Annotated in this window: 14 protein-coding genes; 9 read left to right on the top strand and 5 right to left on the bottom strand. The window is 72.2% G+C overall.

Annotated features, from left to right (window positions below; all coding sequences use genetic code 11):
- Positions 1-17: 17 nt before the first annotated feature.
- Both FLP10_RS04115 and FLP10_RS04110 read left to right on the top strand, forming a co-directional pair.
- Positions 18-593, top strand: a complete 576-nt coding sequence (locus tag FLP10_RS04115; protein ID WP_149159719.1) for a winged helix-turn-helix domain-containing protein — start codon at positions 18-20, stop codon at positions 591-593.
- Complete coding sequence (locus tag FLP10_RS04110) at positions 590-1,975, top strand: MFS transporter (RefSeq protein ID WP_149159718.1); 1,386 nt, start codon at positions 590-592, stop codon at positions 1,973-1,975. Before FLP10_RS04115 ends, FLP10_RS04110 begins: the two co-directional genes overlap by 4 nt.
- On the opposite strand, the gene FLP10_RS04105 is transcribed toward FLP10_RS04110, so the two are convergent.
- Positions 1,965-2,345 (bottom strand): TraR/DksA family transcriptional regulator, encoded by a 381-nt coding sequence (locus FLP10_RS04105; protein WP_246150180.1) that lies wholly within the window; start codon positions 2,343-2,345, stop codon positions 1,965-1,967. The two genes, FLP10_RS04110 and FLP10_RS04105, sit on opposite strands and share 11 nt — an antisense overlap.
- Before the next feature lie 127 nt (positions 2,346-2,472).
- Between FLP10_RS04105 and FLP10_RS04100 the strand changes: the two genes are divergently transcribed.
- The 3 genes from FLP10_RS04100 to FLP10_RS04090 all read left to right on the top strand — a co-directional run bounded on the left by FLP10_RS04100 (position 2,473) and on the right by FLP10_RS04090 (position 5,952).
- Positions 2,473-4,821 carry a DNA polymerase III subunit gamma and tau gene (locus FLP10_RS04100; protein ID WP_149159717.1) on the top strand — a complete coding sequence of 783 codons (2,349 nt, stop codon included), beginning with the start codon at positions 2,473-2,475 and terminating at the stop codon, positions 4,819-4,821.
- A gap of 2 nt (positions 4,822-4,823) precedes the next feature.
- Positions 4,824-5,420: a recombination mediator RecR gene (recR, locus tag FLP10_RS04095; protein WP_149159716.1), complete on the top strand. Its 597-nt coding sequence runs from the start codon at positions 4,824-4,826 to the stop codon at positions 5,418-5,420.
- Between the two features lie 172 nt (positions 5,421-5,592).
- Complete coding sequence (locus FLP10_RS04090) at positions 5,593-5,952, top strand: nuclear transport factor 2 family protein (protein WP_149159715.1); 360 nt, start codon at positions 5,593-5,595, stop codon at positions 5,950-5,952.
- Positions 5,953-5,978: 26 nt separating this feature from the next.
- Here FLP10_RS04090 and FLP10_RS04085 read toward each other — a convergent pair whose 3' ends face one another.
- A complete protein-coding gene (locus tag FLP10_RS04085; RefSeq protein ID WP_149159714.1) occupies positions 5,979-6,470 on the bottom strand; it encodes a hypothetical protein in 492 nt (163 codons plus the stop codon).
- A 156-nt stretch (positions 6,471-6,626) separates the two neighbouring features.
- Here FLP10_RS04085 and FLP10_RS04080 point away from each other — a divergent pair, with 156 nt between their 5' ends.
- Together FLP10_RS04080 and FLP10_RS04075 are read left to right on the top strand one after the other, a co-directional pair.
- Positions 6,627-7,901, top strand: coding sequence for an aspartate kinase (locus FLP10_RS04080; protein ID WP_149159713.1), 1,275 nt, complete (start codon positions 6,627-6,629; stop codon positions 7,899-7,901).
- Positions 7,902-8,011: 110 nt separating this feature from the next.
- On the top strand, positions 8,012-9,067 hold the full coding sequence (locus FLP10_RS04075; RefSeq protein ID WP_246150177.1) for an aspartate-semialdehyde dehydrogenase: 1,056 nt from the start codon (positions 8,012-8,014) through the stop codon (positions 9,065-9,067).
- Between the two features lie 153 nt (positions 9,068-9,220).
- On the opposite strand, the gene FLP10_RS04070 is transcribed toward FLP10_RS04075, so the two are convergent.
- From FLP10_RS04070 to FLP10_RS04060, 3 genes are all read right to left on the bottom strand, one after another.
- A complete protein-coding gene (locus FLP10_RS04070; protein ID WP_149159711.1) occupies positions 9,221-9,604 on the bottom strand; it encodes a RidA family protein in 384 nt (127 codons plus the stop codon).
- A 217-nt stretch (positions 9,605-9,821) separates the two neighbouring features.
- The gene (locus tag FLP10_RS04065; RefSeq protein ID WP_149159710.1) at positions 9,822-11,384 is read right to left on the bottom strand and encodes an N-acyl-D-amino-acid deacylase family protein; all 1,563 of its coding nucleotides are present in this window, start codon (positions 11,382-11,384) and stop codon (positions 9,822-9,824) included.
- Positions 11,384-12,619, bottom strand: a complete 1,236-nt coding sequence (locus FLP10_RS04060) for a type III PLP-dependent enzyme domain-containing protein (protein ID WP_246150175.1) — start codon at positions 12,617-12,619, stop codon at positions 11,384-11,386. The genes FLP10_RS04065 and FLP10_RS04060 overlap by 1 nt, the downstream gene beginning before the upstream one ends.
- Before the next feature lie 172 nt (positions 12,620-12,791).
- On the opposite strand from FLP10_RS04060, the gene FLP10_RS04055 reads away from it, so the two are divergent.
- Together FLP10_RS04055 and FLP10_RS04050 are read left to right on the top strand one after the other, a co-directional pair.
- Entirely contained in the window at positions 12,792-14,270 is a 1,479-nt protein-coding gene (locus tag FLP10_RS04055; protein ID WP_281286465.1) for a malate:quinone oxidoreductase, read from the top strand.
- Positions 14,271-14,355: 85 nt separating this feature from the next.
- On the top strand, positions 14,356-15,075 hold the full coding sequence (locus FLP10_RS04050) for a 4a-hydroxytetrahydrobiopterin dehydratase (RefSeq protein ID WP_149159707.1): 720 nt from the start codon (positions 14,356-14,358) through the stop codon (positions 15,073-15,075).
- Positions 15,076-15,191: the final 116 nt, after the last annotated feature.

Raw genomic sequence — 15,191 nt, 5'->3', positions numbered from 1 at the left:
AGAACTACCCTGGGGGCATGGACGACGTCTCCCGCATCGAAGTTCGCGACCCGGGTCCCATGCGTGCGCTCGCGCACCCCGTGCGGCTGCGACTGCTCGGCATGCTGCGCGTCGACGGCCCGGCGACGGTGGGCGCGCTCGCCGAGCGCACCGGCGAGGCTCCGGGCTCGGTGAGCTACCACCTCGGCACGCTCGCCAAGCACGGCTTCGTCGTCGAGGCGCCCGAGCTCGCCCGCGACCGCCGCGAGCGGTGGTGGCGCGCCGCGCACGAGTTCACCGCGTTCGACGCGTCCGACGCTCTCGACGACGACGAGCGCCGCGACGCGTCCGACGCGATGCGCCTCGCGGTGCTCGAGGCCTACCACCGCGAACTCGTCGCCGCCGTCGAGGCCGAGCACGACCTCGAACGTGCGTGGGTCGCGGCATCCGACTCGAGCGACGGCGCCGCGCACCTCACCCTCGCCGAGTTCCGCGAGCTCGCCGCCGATCTCGCCGCCGTGCGCGAGAAGTGGTACGCCCGCGGCCGCGAACCGCGACCGGGTGCCCGGCGGGTGCGGTTCATCACGCACGTCTTCCCGCGGAGCAACGCATGAGCGAGACATCCGAGACATCCGAGACCTCCGAGACATCTGCCCTGGTCGCCTCGCGCGCCCTGCGCCGCCGCACACCGCTCATCGCGAACCTCGCCGCCGCGTTCTTCTCCCTCGGCGGCAACGCGATCGCGATCGTGGCGCTGCCGATCATCGCACTCCAGCTCACCGGGTCGCCGCTCGCGGCCGGGGTCGCGGGCGTGTTCGCGACCGTGCCGCTCGTGATCGGGGGCGCGCTGGGCGGGGTGCTCGTCGACCGGTTCGGATTCCGCGCGTCCAGCGTCGTCGCCGATCTCGCGAGCGCGGCTGCCGTGCTCGCCATCCCGATCCTGCACGCGACCGTCGGCCTGAGCTTCGGCGCGCTGCTCGCGCTCACCTTCGTCGGCGGGCTGCTCGACCCTCCCGGCGACGCGGCGAAGACCTCGCTCACACCCGACCTCGCCGCGCTCGCTCGCACGCCGATCGCGCGCGCCGCGGGCGCGCAATCGGCCGTGCAGCGCACCGCGTCGATGGTCGGCGCGGGCACCGCGGGCGTCGTGATCGGATTCGCGGGCCCCATGCCCGCGCTCGTCGTCGATGCGGCGGGATTCGTGGTCGCCGCCCTGCTGGTGTTCGCGTTCGTGCCGCGCGGGCGAGTCTGGCTCGCGGCGGGCGACGCGGCGGGCGACGCGGAGTCGGGTGCCGCAACGGCGGGCGGTCGCGCAGCGTTCCGCGACGGTCTGCGGTTCGTGGTGCGCTCGCCGCTGCTGCGCGCGATCGTGCTGCTCGTGACGCTCACGAATGCGATCGACGCGGCCGGCCTCACGGTGCTGAAGCCGCTGTACGCGACGCGCATCCTGGGTGATCCGGCGATGCTGGGGTTCATGGTCGGATGCTTCGCCGCCGGCGCACTCGTCGGCTCGGCGGTGTTCGGGGCCATCGGCCACCGGTGGAGTGGGCGCACGCTGTTCGCGATCGGCTTCATGCTGGCGGGCGCGCCCCCCTACCTCGCGATGGCGCTCGGCGCGCAGCCGCCCGTGCTGCTGCCGTTGCTGGCCGCGTCGGGCCTGGCCGCCGGAGCGCTCAACCCCATGATCTCGACGGCGATGTACGGGCTCATCCCCGACGGCATGCGGGCGCGGGTGTTCGGCCTCACGACCGCCGGCGTGACGGCGACGATGCCGCTCGGGGCGTTCCTGGGCGGTGCCGCCGCAGCCGGCGTCGGGCTCGTGCCCACGCTCGCGGTGTGCGGTGTGCTCTACGCGGTGCTCGGGGCGAGCCCGCTGTTCCTTCGCGCGTTCGGCGGGCTGGCGGGGGCCGCCTCGGCGCCCTCGGGTGCCTCGGCGCCCTCGGCGCCCTCGGCGCAGGGGTCGGCGCCCGACCGCTCGTCGGCGGTCAGTGGGTGATGAGGCGGGCGCAGTCGATGCAGAGGGTGGCGGTGGGGCGAGCCTCGAGGCGGGCGACCGTGATGGCCTTGCCGCAGCGCTCGCACACGCCGTAGCTGCCCTCGGCGAGGCGGGCGAGTGCGCGCCGTACGTCCGCGAGCTCGTGTTCGGCATCCGCGAGCACCGCCGAGCGCTGCGACCACTCCTGGGTCATGGTCGGGCCCTCGGGGTCGTGCTCGTCGTCGGCCGAGGCATCCGATCTCGCCGCGCGCACCTCGCTGATGCCTTCGCGGTGCTCGGCCAGGCGCGATTCGGCCTCGGCCTCTTCGGCGAGCAGCAATCGCTCGAACTTCTCGATGCGGCTCGTCGTGAAGCTGCGGGTCATCGACATGCTGGGCCCTCCCTCCCAGCCGCGCAGGGGCGGCGTGGCGGCGATGCCGTGCGCGACACCGCGTGCCTTGCAGAGTACCCCCTGGGGTTCCGGAAGCGGTGTCGGACGCGGCAACTAGCATGGATCCGTGGTCACCGCCCTGTATCGCCGCTACCGGCCCGAGACGTTCGCCGAGATGATCGGTCAGTCCCAGGTGACCGAGCCGCTCATGACCGCGCTCCGCACCGACCGCGTGAACCACGCGTACCTCTTCAGCGGCCCGCGCGGCTGCGGCAAGACGACCTCTGCCCGCATCCTCGCGCGCTGCCTCAACTGCGCCGAAGGCCCGACGGATGTCCCGTGCGGCACCTGCCCGAGCTGCATCGAGCTGTCCCGGGGCGGGGGCGGGTCGCTCGACGTGGTCGAGATCGACGCGGCGAGCCACAACGGCGTCGATGACGCCCGCGACCTGCGCGAGCGCGCGGTGTTCGCGCCGGCACGCGACCGCTACAAGATCTTCATCCTCGACGAGGCGCACATGGTGACGCCGCAGGGGTTCAACGCGCTGCTGAAGCTCGTCGAAGAGCCGCCCGAGCACGTCAAGTTCATCTTCGCGACGACCGAGCCCGACAAGGTGCTCGGCACGATCCGCTCGCGCACGCATCACTACCCGTTCCGGCTGGTACCGCCCGCGCCGATGCTCGAATACGTGCAGCAGCTCTGCGACGACGAGGGCATCTCGGTCGCCCCGGGCGTGCTCGCGCTCGTCGTGCGAGCGGGGGGCGGCTCGCCGCGCGACACGCTGAGCCTGCTCGACCAGCTCATCGCCGGCTCCGAAGGGTCGAGCATCGACTACGAACGGGCCGTCGCGCTGCTCGGCTACACGCACGGTGCACTGCTCGACGAGGTCGTCGACGCGATCGGCGCGAACGACGCCGCGGGCGCCTTCGCCGCCGCCGACCGGGTCGTGCAGACCGGGCAAGACCCCCGACGCTTCGTCGAAGATCTGCTCGAGCGCCTGCGCGACCTCATCGTGGTGGCCGCCTCGTCGCCCGAGGCCGCCAAGGCGGTGCTGCGCGGGGTTCCCGACGACGAGCTCGCCCGTATGGGGTCGCAGGCTGCGCTGTTCGGCGCAGCCGGGCTCTCGCGGGTGGCCGATCTCGTGAACCAGACCCTCACCGAGATGACGGGTGCGACCTCGCCGCGACTGCACCTCGAACTCATGCTCGCGCGCGTGCTCGTGCCGGCGATCGACGACAGCGCCCGCGGGGCCCTCGCCCGCGTCGAGCGGCTCGAGCGCCGGGTCGGGGTCGATGGCGTTCCGACGGTCGCGGGGGCGCCCGCGGCCGAGCCGGCCGTGGCGGGTTCGGCATCGGCGGCATCCGCTCCTGCTGCGCCGGCTGCGGCCTCCGCTCCTGCGGTGCCGGCGGAGGCCTCCGCTGCCGCGGCGCCGGCTGCGTCGGCGCGTGGTGCATCCGTGCCCGATGCGTCGGTGTCGGCGTCGACCTCGGTGCCGGCCGCGCCCGAGCCGGCCGCGGCGCCCCGCATCGCGCCGGTCGGCCCCGTCACGCTGCAGCAGGTCCGCGACGCGTGGCCCGAGGTGCTCGCCCTCCTGCAGCGCACCAAGCGCTCGGCGTGGATGGTGGCGTTCACCGCCCAGGTGCGCGAGTACCGCGACGGCGACGTGCTCGTGCTCGCGTTCCCGAGCGAGGCCGATGTCGCGAGCTTCCGCGGTTCGCCCGGCAACAGTGTGAGCGAGCTGTTGCGCAACGCGATCGCCGAGGTGCTCGGTGTGCGCGTGAAGTTCATCGCGAAGTCCGAGGGCACCGTCGAGGCGCCGCCCGCCGACGCATCGCCTGCGCCGACGCCGACCGACGAGGGCGGTGCCCCCGATCGCGGCGCGCCCGACGCGCCGCAGAGCCCGTCCGGGGCGTCCCCGACGGCTCCCGCCGCGTCCTCATCGCTGCCCCAGACGCCGCCGAACCGCAGCGAGCCGGCTCCATCGACGCGCGCCGAGCCGCCCGCCGGCGGTGGTGGCGCCGCCACGCGAGCCGCCGCTCCGAAGTCGGGGCGCGCGTCGTCGGCCGCCGTGTCGGGTGGCGCGGTGTCGTCATGGGCGACGGTTGCGATCCCGGCCGATCCGCCCGAGCAGCCGGGCTCGGCTGACGCTTCCGCAGGGGGTGGCCACGCGGCATCCGACGCCTCGACGCCCGACGCGACCGCCGGCCGTGCCAGCGCCGCGACCGCCATCGCAACCGCCGTGCGCGACGCGCCCGCCCACGACCTGCCGAGCGACGCCGACGCGCCACCCGAAGACGACGAGCCGCCGTTCGACCCGGGCCCCCCGCCCGAGGCCGTGATCGACGCGGCACCGGCGCCCGTCGCCGAGCCGCGGGGTGTGCAGCGCTACGGCGAGGCGGTCGTGCGCGAGGTGCTCGGCGCCCGGTTCCTCGAAGAGGTCGAGGTGCCCGGCACCGGCTTCGGCGAGCGGAGCTGATCGTGTACGAGGGTATCGTCCAAGAGCTGATCGACGAACTCGGCCGATTGCCGGGCATCGGGCCGAAGTCGGCGCAGCGCATCGCGTTCCACATCGTGCAGACCGAGCACTTCGATGTGACCCGGCTCGCCGAGATCCTGCTCGAGGTGCGCGACAAGGTGCGCTTCTGCGAGATCTGCGGCAACGTCTCGCAAGAGGTCACCTGCTCGATCTGCCGCGACCCGCGACGCGACCCCACGCTCATCTGCGTCGTCGAAGAGGCCAAAGACGTCGTGGCGATCGAGCGCACGCGCGAGTTCCGCGGGCTGTACCACGTGCTCGGCGGGGCGATCAGCCCGATCGACGGCGTCGGCCCCGACCAGTTGCGGATCCGCCAGCTCATGCAGCGACTCGCCGACGGCACCGTCCGCGAGGTCATCATCGCCACCGACCCGAACCTCGAGGGCGAGGCCACGGCGACCTACCTGAGCCGCATGCTCACGACGCTCGAGATCGCGGTGACCCGGCTCGCATCGGGCCTGCCCGTCGGCGGCGACCTCGAGTACGCCGACGAGGTGACCCTCGGCCGCGCGTTCGAGGGGCGCCGCGCCGTCGGCTGACCCGTCCCTACGAGTCGGCTGGGCGCGTCTCGAACCCCTCGTTCGGACGCGTTTCGGCGTGTCCACCCGCCACGCGGGCGCCGAAACGCGTCCGAACGGCGGAGAGAGGGCTGCGCGCGCGGCTTCTCCGCCGGGCCTTGACGCGGATGCTCCGCCCGGGTGGACTGGGCGCATGCCGAGCAGAGCCGCCGAATGGGTCGCGGGGTACATCCGCGCATGGGAGACGAACGATCCGGCCGACATCGCCGCGCTCTTCAGCGACGATGCCGAGTACCTGACCGCACCCGACGCCACGCCGCGGCGAGGGCGCGATGCGATCGTCGCAGGATGGCTCGAGGATCGCGACGAGTCCGGCACGTGGGCGTTCGACTGGAAGATCCTGCACGAGACGCTCGAGCTCGCGCTCATCCAGGGGCGCACCGAGTATCCGGCCGATCGCGACTATCTGAACCTGTGGATCATCCGGTTCGGCGACGACGGCCGGGCGCGCGAGTTCACCGAGTGGTACATGCCGAGGCCGCACCGGGCCTGACCGGCGGCGGGCGCCGAGACCTCCGCCTAGCGAAGCACCTCGACGAGCACGATCCACGCGTGCAGGATCGCCGAACCGATCGCGAGGATCGACGCGGCCGCGAGGCATCCGAGTGCCGCTGCCGGAGACCCCGCGAACACGAGTACCGCGCCCAACAGGAAGAGCGTCACCGGCAACCACCCCGCGGCCGCCTTCACCCAGCGCGGCCCGAATTCCTCGCCCTGCGAGTAGATCAGCCGCGTGGCCCGGTACTCGAACGCCGCCGCCAGCACACCCGCGAACAGCACCTCGACGCCGTAGATCACGACCGGCTGATCGGGCACGAGCCCGACCGCGGTGACGATGATCGCGGCCATCAGCGCGGCGAGTGCCGCCGCGGCACGGCCGGGCAGCGACGGTGTCTTCATGATCTCGGCGAGGTTCACCGACATCGCGACGATGACCAGGCCCGCGAGGGCGGCCGTCGCTCCCAGCATCGCGACGTTGAACTCGCTCCACGCGTCGGTGAGCTCCCCCATGCGGGCATGCTATCGGCGTCGTGCACGGGCGGGCCATGTCACATGGCGGAGGGGGAATGCCGTGCCGCCGTAAGATGGTGCCGCGGCGCCGCCCCGTGGCATCCGATTGCCCGTGGCATCCGTCCCTCGCCGCGAATCCAGTCCCCAGGAGACCACGTGAGCTTGATCGTGCAGAAGTACGGCGGGTCGTCCGTCGCCGACGCTGAGAGCATCAAGCGGGTCGCCAAGCGCATCGTCGAGACCCGCAAGGCGGGCAACGACGTGGTCGTGGCGGTCTCGGCGATGGGCGACACGACCGACGAACTCCTCGACCTGGCCAACGACGTCACGCCGATCCAGGCGCCGCGCGAGCTCGACATGCTGCTGTCGGCGGGCGAGCGCATCTCGATGGCGCTGCTCGCGATGGCGATCAAGGCGATGGGTCACGAGGCGCGCAGCTTCACGGGCAGCCAGGCGGGCATGATCACGGATGCCACGCACGGCGCCGCACGTATCGTCGACGTCACCCCGGTGCGCCTGCAGGAGGCGCTCGACGACGGGGCGATCGTCATCGTCGCGGGCTTCCAGGGTTTCAGCCGCGAATCGCGTGACATCACGACCCTCGGCCGAGGCGGCAGCGACACCACCGCCGTCGCGCTCGCCGCCGCGCTGCAGGCCGACGTCTGCGAGATCTACACCGATGTCGACGGCGTGTTCACGTCCGACCCGCGCGTCGTGAAGAAGGCGCGCAAGCTCGACCGCATCACGAGCGAAGAGATGCTCGAGCTCGCCGCCTCGGGTGCGAAGGTGCTGCACATCCGTGCCGTCGAGTACGCCCGACGGCACGGCGTCACACTGCACGTGCGGTCGTCGTTCAACAACTCCGAGGGCACCATCGTCTACGATCCCTCGCGAAGCCCCGAAGGAGCTGCTGTGGAAGATTCCGTCATCGCCGGCGTCGCCGTCGACCTCTCCGAGGCGAAGATCACCATCGTCGGCGTCCCCGACAAGCCCGGCGCCGCGGCGGCGATCTTCAAGATCGTCGCGAACACGAACGCGAACGTCGACATGATCGTGCAGAACGTGTCCGCAGCCGCCACCGGCCGCACCGACATCTCGTTCACCCTGCCGAAGTCCGACGGCGAGAAGGCGCTGTCGGCGCTCGGCAGCGTGCAGGAGCAGGTCGGCTTCGAGTCGCTGCAGTACGACGACCAGATCGGCAAGCTGTCGCTGGTCGGCGCCGCGATGCGGTCGGCGTCGGGCGTGTCGGCGAAGCTGTTCGAGGCGCTCTACAAGGCGGGCATCAACATCGAGATGATCTCGACGAGCGAGATCCGCATCTCGGTCGTGACCCGTGCCGACAGCGTGCACGACGCCGCGCGCGCCGTGCACGCCGCGTTCGAGCTCGACGGCGACACCGACGCCGTGGTGTACGCCGGCACCGGTCGCTGACGGGCGGTTTCCTGCCAACCTCCCGCCATCGGGCGTCACGCGCGCCCGCAGCGGGGACAATGGAACGAGGACTTCCCGGTCGCGTGCGGCCGGGTGATGGAGGAGCGAACGTGGGCAGTGGTGTGAATATCGGCATCGTTGGCGCGACCGGGCAGGTCGGCGCGGTCGTGCGGCGGCTGTTGGAGGAGCGAGAGTTCCCCGTGGCATCCATTCGCTACTTCGCGTCGGCCCGTTCGGCCGGCACGACCCTGCCGTGGAGGGGCGAGGATATCGTCGTCGAGGACGCCGAGACTGCCGACCCGACCGGCCTCGACATCGCGATCTTCTCCGCTGGCGGCGCGACGTCGAAGGCGCAGGCGCCCCGGTTCGCGGCGGCCGGCGTCACCGTCATCGACAACTCGAGCGCCTGGCGCATGGATCCCGAGGTGCCGCTCGTGGTCTCCGAGGTGAACCCGCACGCGATCGACGAGGCCGAGAAGGGCATCATCGCCAACCCGAACTGCACCACGATGGCCGCCATGCCGGTGCTGAAGGTGCTGCACGACGAGGCCGGCCTCGAGCGGCTCGTCATCTCGACGTACCAGGCCGTGTCGGGTGCCGGGCTCGCCGGCGGCGAGGAGCTCTACCAGCAGGCCAAGGCCGCGGTCGAGCAGGACCCGCGTTCGCTCGTGCACGACGGAGCATCCGTGTCGTTCCCCGACGCCGAGAAATTCCCGCGCACGATCGCGTTCGACGTCGTGCCGCTCGCGGGCTCGATCGTCGACGACGGCGACCTCGAGACCGACGAAGAGAAGAAGCTGCGCAACGAGAGCCGCAAGATCCTCGAACTGCCGGGCCTGCTCGTCGCCGGCACCTGCGTGCGCGTGCCGGTGTTCACGGGTCACTCGCTGTCGATCCATGCCGAGTTCGCGAACGACATCACGCCCGAGCGCGCCACCGAGCTGCTTTCGGATGCTCCGGGTGTCGCGCTCAGCGACATCCCGACGCCGCTCCAGGCCGCGGGAACCGACCCGAGCTACGTCGGCCGCATCCGCCGCGACCAGTCGGCCCCCGAGGGCCGCGGCCTCGTGCTGTTCGTCTCGAACGACAACCTGCGCAAGGGCGCCGCGCTGAACGCGGTGCAGATCGCCGAGCTCGTCGCCGCGAAGCTGCCCGCCGCGGTCTGATCAGGCGCTCGCGCCCTTCACGTTCGCCCTCGGCGGTTCGTGCGGCAAAGCGCGGTTCGTAGGACGCGTGGGCAGCCACGCGTCCTACGAAGGCGCAAATGTCCGACAAACCGGTGAGGGGAGGGCGGGCCCGAGGTAACCCCTTGGCGGCCTTCAGCCCTGGGGCAGCGCCGCCACCACGTCGATCTCGACGAGGATGTTCGCGAGTCGCGACCCCACGGTCGTGCGCACGGGGTACGGCTCGCTGAAGAACTCGGCGTAGGCGGTGTTGTACTCGGCGAAGTCGGCGAGATCCTCGAGGTGCGCGGTGACCTTCACGACGTCGTCGAATGTGAGGTCGTACTCGGCGAGCACGGCGCCGATGTTGCGCAGCACCTGCCGGGTCTGTTCGGCGACGCCGCCCTCCACGACCTCGCCGGTGGCCGGGTCCTGCGGCCCGAAACCGGCGGTGTACAGGAACCCGTTGGCGACGACGCCGTGGCTGTAGGGCCCTGCGGGCTTCGGTGCGTTCGAGAGGGTGACGGCGGTCTTCGGCATTTCGCGACTCCTTGCGTGGGTGACTGTGCGTTTCTCAGGCGTAATGGGTCGGATGCGCGGCGGCATCGGCGTGTTCTCCTGAGAACGGCCCGGTTCGGGCGGGTGGTTCCTGAAAAAGGCTAGGGGGTCGGATGGCTCGGGGTCGCGTGCGGCGAACACGGGCGATGGATGTCGCGGGCGAACAGGGGCGCGGTGCGACGGATGCCGCGCCGGCCGATCAGGCGCGACGAATGCCGCGGCCCGGCGTTGCGCCGGTCAGCGCGCCGTGGCGCAGCACGGGGACACCGGCCACGAGCACGTCGTCGATGCCGTCGGCGACCGCGAGCGGATGCTCATACGTGGCCCGGTCGACGATGCGGTCGGGGTCGACGAGGGCGAGGTCGGCGACGGCGCCGACGCGCACGCGCCCGCGATCGCCGAGGCCGAAGCGGTCGACGGCGCGGGTCGAGCACAGCGCCGCGGCGCCGCCCCAGCCGAGCTCGTCGACGAGCAGGGCCGCGTACCGCGCGAACGTGCCGCGAGCGCGCGGATGCGGGTGCCGGCCGATCCAGATGCCGTCGGAGCCGCCGATCGCCGCGGGGTGCGCGAGGATCCGCGCGAGGTCGGCGTCGGTGCGGGTGGAGCGCACCGCCATCACGACGTTCACCTCGAGGCGGGCGGCGGCGAGCACGTCGAGCACGAGTTCGGCCGGCGTCGTGCCGGCGCGCGCGGCGGCCGCGCCGATCGTGAGCCCGTGCATCCAGTCGAAGTCGGGCGCCGCGATGTGCCCGAAGGTGAGCATCGACGGCCACGAGGGTCCGAGGCTCGGATAGTCGACCACAGTCGGGAACCACTCTCCGAGCAGGCGTGCACGTTCGACGGGGTCGGCGATCGCCGCGACGACCTCGTCGGTCGGGCGCACCGAGAGTTCGGGCGGCAGGAGCGGCATCGACAGCAGCGAGCAGCCGCGCGTGTACGGGTAGGCGTCGAACGTGGCATCCGCGCCGTCGTCGCGCAGCCCGTCCATGAGGCCGATCACGATGTCGGGCTCGGCGTGGAAGTGCGACACGTGCACCGCGGCACCCGACCCGCGTGCGATCGCCGCGAGCTCGGCGACGCCTTCGGCGGACCCCGACTCGTAGCCGCCGCGCAGGTGCGAGGCCACGACGCCCCCGACGGCGGCGACCTCGCGTGCCAGTTCGTTCATCTCGGCGGTCGAGGCGAATCGCCCGGGCACGTAGTCGAGTCCGGTCGAGAGCCCCACCGCGCCGTCGGCGAGTCCATCGGCCACGAGGCGGCGCATCGCGGCGAGCTCTCGCGGCCCCGCGGCATCCGTCGATCGCCCCATCACCTCGAGGCGCACCGTGCCCGCCGGAACCAGGTACGCGCCGTTCACCGACGACGCACCGTCGAGCGCGGCGAGGAGTTCGCCCACGCCGCCGCCGGGGTAGTCGGGGTGCGGCCCGTCGATCGCGGCGAAGTACTCGTTCGCGTAGGCGCCGTCGCCGGGGGCGACGCCGACGCCGTCCTGCCCGCCGATGACGGTGGTCACACCCTGGCGCAGCAGCCCGAGCTGCACGTCGGGTTCGCCGAGGCGGCCGAGCGCGTGCGAGTGCGCGTCGACGAAGCCGGGCACGAGCAGTCGCCCGCCGCCGTCGATGCGGACGTCGACGGCCCGGTCGGATGCCTCGCCGCGCGCCGTGACCGCCGCGATGCGCCCGTCGTCGACGACGACGTCGACGGGGTCGGATGCGGATGCCTCGCCGTCGACCGCCACGACCCCGGCGATGAGCACGCGCATCAGAAGAACGTCCGCACGAGCGCGACGACCCGGTCGCTGCCGAACCGCTCGACGACGGGGATGAGCCGGCGCTTGTCGAACGCGGTGCACGGGTGCGAGAGCCCGAGCTCGACGACGTCGCCGATGGCGATGTCGACCGGGCCGACCGCACCGGAAGGCGCGGCCCGCAGGTACGTGTGCTGGTCGTTGAGCGCGGTCACGGATGCCCCGTCGAGCGCGAGCGGCACCGGCAGCCCCTCGTCATAGGGGAAGTCGCGCTTGCCGCCGTCGAGCAGTGCGAGGCCGGGTTCGGGGTGCGAGACGACCCGCGCGAGGCCGCGCATGGCGGGCGTCAGCCGGTCGTCGATGGGTGAGATGCCGCGGTAGAACCCGTTGTCGTGCACGAGCGACGCACCCGATCGCAGCACGCGCCGCGTGCCGGCGGCGCGAGCGGCGGGAGCCTCGAACGCCTCGGCGACCAGGTCGAGGTACGCGCTGCCGCCCGCGCTGAGCAGCAGCTCCCCGCCGGCCAGGCCCGCGACCGTCTCGTGCAGCCGCACCAGGTCGGCGAGGTAGCCGCGCACCGCGGCGGCCGCGCCCGACGAGCGGTCGTGGCCGAGCGATCCCTCGTAGCCGGCGGTGCCCGCGAGTCGCAGCACGGGCGACGCGGCCACCCGGTCGGCGACACGGCGCGCGTCGTCGAGCGTGCGGGCCCCGGTGCGCCCGCCGGGCGCGCCGAGCTCGACGAGTACGTCGATCGGGCGCGGCAGGTCGAGACCCGCGAGCCCCGCCTCCATCGCGTTGACGGTCGCGACCGAGTCGGCCCAGACCCGCAGCGCGAAGGCGGGGTCGGCCAGCTCGGCGGCCGCCCACGCGAGTGCGGGCGGTGCGACCAGCGCGTTCGCGAGCATGACGGATGCCACGCCGAACCGCCGCGCGGTTCGCACCTGCCCTGGCGTGGCGAGCGTGAGCCCCGTCGCGCCGCCGTCGAGCTGCAGCCACCAGAGGGCGGGTGCCATCGTCGTCTTGCCGTGCGGCATGAGCTCCAGCCCGTGTTCGTCGCACCACGACTGGATCGCTCGCGCGTTCGCGCGCAGCGCGGCGTCATCGAGCACGAGCAGCGGGGTCCAGAACTCGTCGAGCCGGGGCTCGGTCGCGAGGAACTCGCCGACGGTGAGGCCCGCGGCGCGGCCGGGAAGACCGGTATCGGACGGGGTGATGCGGATGTCGTCGAGGTCGGCCACGGATAGCGGCACGGCGGTCTCCCTCCGGCGCGACGGGCGCCGATCGCGGCGGTCCGGCATCCGCACGACCGGATGCCACGGTCAGTGTACGCGGCGGAGCATCCGGGCCGATGCGGTCGCCTCGGTACCGCAGGAGGTGCCCCGCGGTCAAGGGCGTCGCCCGAGCCGACATAGACTGGAAGTCGTGCATTCAGAGGAAACCGTCGATGTCGTGCTGATCGGCGGGGGCATCATGAGCGCCACGCTCGGCTCCCTGCTGTCCCGGTTGCAGCCCGATTGGAGCATCCGGGTCTACGAACGACTCGGCGAGGTCGCGCAGGAATCCTCGAACGCCTGGAACAACGCGGGCACCGGTCACGCCGCGCTCTGCGAGCTCAACTACATGCCCGAGGGCAAGGACGGCACGGTCGACCCGGCGAAGGCCGTCTCGATCAACGAGCAGTTCCAGATCAGCCGGCAGTACTGGGCTCACCTCGTGTCGACGGGTGCGCTGCCGTCGCCGAACCGGTTCATCAACTCGACGCCCCACATGACGTTCGTGCACGGCGCGAAGAACATCGAGTACCTGCGCAAGCGGGTCGCGGCCCTCGACGGCCAGCCGCTGTTCCCCGACCTCGAGTACACCGAGCGCCACGAGCAGATCGCCGAGTGGACGCCGCTGCTCGCCAAGAAGCGCAACCCCAAGCAGAAGGTCGCCGCCACCCGCATCGCCGCGGGCACCGACGTCGACTTCGGCGCCCTCACCCGGTTCCTCTTCGACGATCTGAAGAGCCGCGGCGGCGAGGTCGTCACCGACACGCAGGTCACCTGGCTGAAGCGCCAGAACGACGGCGCGTGGAAGCTGAAGCTGCGCCGCCTGGTCGGCAACACCCCCGACGAGGTGCGCGCCCGCTTCGTGTTCGTCGGCGCCGGCGGCGGCGCGCTCGCGCTGCTGCAGCACTCGGGCATCCCCGAGATCAAGGGCTTCGGCGGGTTCCCCATCTCGGGGCAGTTCCTGCGCACCACGAACCCGAAGCTCGTCGCCCAGCACCAGGCGAAGGTGTACGGCAAGGCCGCCGTCGGCGCGCCGCCGATGTCGGTGCCGCACCTCGACACGCGCGTCGTCGACGGCGAGACGGCGCTGCTGTTCGGCCCGTACGCGGGCTTCACGCCCAAGTTCCTGAAGCGCAGCACGTGGTTCGACCTGCCGTTCTCGGTGCGCGCGCACAACCTCGGCGTCATGCTGCAGGTCGCGTTCCGCAACTTCGACCTCGTGAAGTACCTCGTCGGCGAGCTGATGGCGACCCGCGAGAAGAAGCTCGACGCGCTGCGCGAGTTCATGCCCACCGCCAAGCGTGAAGACTGGGAGCTCATCACCGCCGGCCAGCGCGTGCAGGTCATGAAGCGCGACGGCGACAAGGGCGGCGTGCTGCAGTTCGGCACCGAGGTCATCACCGGCGCCGACGGCACCATCGCGGGCCTGCTGGGCGCCTCGCCGGGCGCGTCGACCGCGGCGCCCATCATGCTCGACGTGCTGCAGCGCTGCTTCCCCGACCGATTCGCCGGGTGGGAGCCGAAGCTGCGCGAGATGATCCCCTCGTACGGCACGAAGCTCTCGGACGACCCGAAGGCCGCCGCGGCGTCGCTCGCCGAGACCGCGAGGGTGCTGCAGCTGCAGGCGTAGGGCGCGTATCGAGCGCCGAACCGAGCCTCGCCCCAAGCGGATTCCCTGATGCCGCTGCGCCGTACGAGGGTTACACTCCCCGTCCATGGACATGCTGAAGGGCGATCGGATCGCCGCGGCCGGCCTGGTCGACTGGCGCAAGCTGGCTCAGGGGCTGCACGCCAGGTACCTGGTCGCCGAGTTCGGCGCCGCGGCGCGGTTCGTCGTCGCGGTGGGCGAGGCGGGCGACGCGCTCGGCCATCACCCGCGCGTGACGATCGGCACGGGATACGTCGATCTCGAACTGGTCAGCGACGACGCGATCTACCGCGACGACGATGGCACCGAGTACGTCGTCGAATGGGTGACCCAACAAGACGTCGACCTCGCGCGACGCATCACCGAGATCGCCGCCGAGCACGGCCTGGAGGCCGATCCGGCCTCGGTCAGCGAGATCGAGCTCGGCGTCGACACGGCACGCTCAGCGACCATCGCCCCGGTGTGGGCGGCGCTGCTGACCGGGAGCGCCGAGTCGCAGGGCCGCGGGTCGCCCAGCGATGAGATCCGCGATGCCACGGTTCGCGTGCCGAACCTGTGGTTCGGCGACGCCGACGCCGACGCCGACGAGCACGAGACCTCGCATCAGCGCTTCCACCTCGAGGTCTACGTCGCGCCCGAGGCCGCCGAGCAACGGATCGCCGCCGCCCTCGCAGCTGGCGGCGTCGTCGTGGACGACCGCGATGCGCCGGGGCTCACCGTCATCGCCGACCAGGACGGCAACGAGGGAGTCGTCTGCGTCGACGTGTCCGCGGTTGCGAAGGACTGACCCGAGCAGCGGCCGGGGTATTCTCCCAGCCGACACACTGGTGCGAGCGGATGCCGCGTGCTACCGTCGTACCCGCTATGAAGTGAGCACATCCCATCGTCCCGCGCCTGAGGCGC

The organism is Agromyces intestinalis (genome assembly GCF_008365295.1).
GTDB lineage: Bacteria > Actinomycetota > Actinomycetes > Actinomycetales > Microbacteriaceae > Agromyces > Agromyces intestinalis.
The sequence above is the reverse complement of the archived record's forward strand: the minus strand, read 5'-3'. Positions and strand labels throughout refer to the sequence as shown.